The sequence below is a fragment of the Desulfurococcus sp. genome, from assembly GCF_049970475.1.
Lineage (GTDB): Archaea > Thermoproteota > Thermoprotei_A > Sulfolobales > Desulfurococcaceae > Desulfurococcus > Desulfurococcus amylolyticus.
Genome location: NZ_JBMFMW010000127.1, coordinates 1 through 2,818, shown reverse-complemented (window position 1 = coordinate 2,818; position 2,818 = coordinate 1). Strand labels below are relative to the sequence as shown.

Here is a 2,818-nt window from a genome sequence, read left to right as displayed (position 1 = left end):
GGGGTTTATATGGGTTGGTGGGCTGGGTGGAGTCCTCTAGGTGAAACCATGAACATAGTATAATTAGAGCGAACACCTAGGGAGAAATGGTGTCAAAAAAGTTAAGGCACCAGTCTTGTTCTATCCCTAACAAATAATATGGCCTCCCTAACGTTTTCCAGGTTGAGCATTCTCATCAATAATCTCTCAACACCTAGCCCGAACCCGCCATGTGGTGGCATACCATATTTGAAAGCCTCCAGGTAAAAGCTGAAGTTCTCCGGGTTAAGACCTTTCTCCCTCAACGCTTTCAATAGCTTCTCATACCTATGCTCCCTCTGTCCTCCACTCGCTATCTCCAGCCCGCGGTAATCGAGATCGAATTTCCTAGTGTAGACCCCGTCCTCATCCCTCATGTAGTAGAAGCCCGTTGAAGCCCATGGGAATCCCACTATAAAGTATAGCTCATATCCCTTCTCGGCCATTATTTCTCCCAGCTTCTTCTCAGCGTAGTCGCTTAGGTCCTCTGCCTCCGAGATCTCGAGTCCTTCGCTTCTAAGTATATCGACTGCCTCCTGGAATTTTAGCCTCTTAAACGGTGACGAGGGTTTCTTAAGCGTGGCGCCGAGTATTTCCAGCTCCTCTTTATTGTTCTTCAACACATACTCTATGATGTATGTAATCAGGTTTTCAAGCGTTTGGAGAACATCCTCGACGCTATTTATAAAGCCTTGCTCCACATCTATACCCCATGACTCGTTCAGGTGTCTCGTCGTATTGTATTTCTCAGCCCTGAAATACGGGGTTATCTCATAGACCCTTGTGAAGCCAGCCATCAACATTTGTTTAAATAACTGGGGACTCTGGCTAAGATACGCATCGTTCTCGAAATACTGGATCTTAAACAGTGTTGCACCGCCTTCAGCACCAGCAGCCACGATCTTCGGGGTTTGAACCTCTATGAACCCGTTCTTGGAGAAATACTCTCTGGCTGCATTGAGTAAGCTATTCCTAATAATGAATATCGCCTTCTCAACGGGGTTTCTCACTAAGAGCCATCTGTACTTTATCCTCGTATCGAGTAAAGCCGGTACCTTACCCATGGTGTCGACTGGGAGGGGTTCAATGGGTTTCGCGTAAACCTCTATCTTCCTAGCTATATACTCTACTCCTCTCGCACTCCTTTGCTCTGGGGCCTCCTCCCCCTCGAAGCAGAGAGCTGTGCCGATATCGATTTCCATCCCCAGCTTAAATAATTCAGGCTCCCTTTCCTCCTTTAATACCAGGACACTTGGTTTCACGCTGTCGCTACTTACCTCGATAATAATTATCCTTCCAATACTTTTCTTCCTTATAATCCAACCACAAATCCTCTTTAAACCCATTTTACCTCACCTGTGAAAGCATGCCCCAGCCTTCTCAGCTCTATAAGGGCAGGCTTCTAGCTGTAAAAATTTATTAGTAGGTTTAAAATAATATTTTATTAGCGGCTAATTACCCCCAGCCCCGAAGCCAGGCAACCCAGCTATAAATGCACTAGATTAACTAGTGTATAAAGCTGGGTAGGACCCTACGGGGTTTAAAGGATATCCGAGGGTTTGGCCTGGCTAGGATATCCGGGGGTAGGCTACAGCTTTTCCCAGCCGGCGGAAATACCGCCGGCTGACTGATTTAATAACTAGACTGTGGCAAACAGTAAAAACTTATAATCCCTTGTTATAATTACATAGAAAACAGCGGGGCATCATAGCGGGGTAGGGCAGCCTGGTAGCCCGCGGGGCTCATAACCCCGAGGTCGGTGGTTCAAATCCACCCCCCGCTACTTCCTCCTAACTTTTCCAGTACCCTGTTTCTTCCTGCATACAGTGAACATTACTATAGCCGTGATGAGAGTCTCTAGAGTGAGTATTGGAATTATATATGATTGAAGATTCATAATTAGTTTTCCATTCTCTATTGAGAAGACCATGGGACCCCATAAAACCTCACTATTCACTACTACCGGTTGCCCTGTCCCATTTATCTTTATGGTCCTGCTGGACCTGGGATCAACGCGGATGCTTATCGTGTTGATGAATGTACTCGCTCCATATATCTTTATATAGGTTTTACACGTTCCCCATCCATTATTATGTATTTCTACAACTGGGTCCACGGGTAAAATATAGAGGTTGATTGACACGTTAAATAGGTAGGGGGATTGAAAGTTCACTAGCCAGTGGCCTGGTTCAAGTAGCGTGATAAACGCTGGTGGGTATGGATAGTAGGGTTTTATCCCGAGGTCTAATCTTATATCCGTTGCAAGCGTGAGGTTCTCTATTCTCTTCCAGGGTAAAAATATACTGGTTTGATTATCTATAACATATAGGTCTGTCCCATTAGTGTTCAATAACTCGCTTATTGGAAGGGATAAGTTGCCGACGAGTAGTTTAACAACTACTGTTTCATTCTGCCTTACAGTGAATGGACCTGGAGGAGTGATGTATCCGTTTGCATCCACTAGTAAGAATACATCACTGTATTTTTGATCCACTAGTAAGTCATATGTTGAAACCACCAGCTTAGGCTGTGAGGTGTCAAGCACGTATGCCGAAACAAGTAGAATCAATACTAGGAATACTAAGAAATTCCTAGCACATTTCTTCCTAAGCCTTAAAACCAGGTAAGTATGCATAGCTTACTCACCATGGGTTCGAACCTGTTTACTATACCTGTAACCAGTAATACATAAACCTATCTAGCTGGAGATAGTGTAAGCCCAAAGGAGATTGGTTGATAAGCCGCCGCCGGGATTCGAACCCGGGACCTCTGCCTTACCAGGGCAGCGCTCCACCAGGCT

Annotated in this window: 2 protein-coding genes and 1 tRNA gene; 1 reads left to right on the top strand and 2 read right to left on the bottom strand. The window is 45.2% G+C overall.

What is annotated here, in order from left to right:
• Positions 1–101: 101 nt before the first annotated feature.
• A complete protein-coding gene (gene aspS, locus ACP5N5_RS06550) occupies positions 102–1,364 on the bottom strand; it encodes an aspartate--tRNA(Asn) ligase (protein WP_428134262.1) in 1,263 nt (420 codons plus the stop codon).
• A 363-nt stretch (positions 1,365–1,727) separates the two neighbouring features.
• On the opposite strand from aspS, the gene ACP5N5_RS06545 reads away from it, so the two are divergent.
• Positions 1,728–1,801: transfer RNA gene (locus ACP5N5_RS06545), tRNA-Met, on the top strand.
• Here ACP5N5_RS06545 and ACP5N5_RS06540 read toward each other — a convergent pair.
• Positions 1,799–2,653: a hypothetical protein gene (locus ACP5N5_RS06540; protein ID WP_428134259.1), complete on the bottom strand. Its 855-nt coding sequence runs from the start codon at positions 2,651–2,653 to the stop codon at positions 1,799–1,801. The two genes, ACP5N5_RS06545 and ACP5N5_RS06540, sit on opposite strands and share 3 nt — an antisense overlap.
• Positions 2,654–2,818 lie beyond the last annotated feature (165 nt).

What these genes read in the sequence shown, in the direction of transcription:
- aspS (WP_428134262.1), bottom strand. Translation starts at nt 1,364, where the DNA reads ATGGGTTTAAAGAGGATTTGTGGTTGGATTATAAGGAAGAAAAGTATT.
- ACP5N5_RS06540 (WP_428134259.1), bottom strand. Translation starts at nt 2,653, where the DNA reads ATGCATACTTACCTGGTTTTAAGGCTTAGGAAGAAATGTGCTAGGAAT.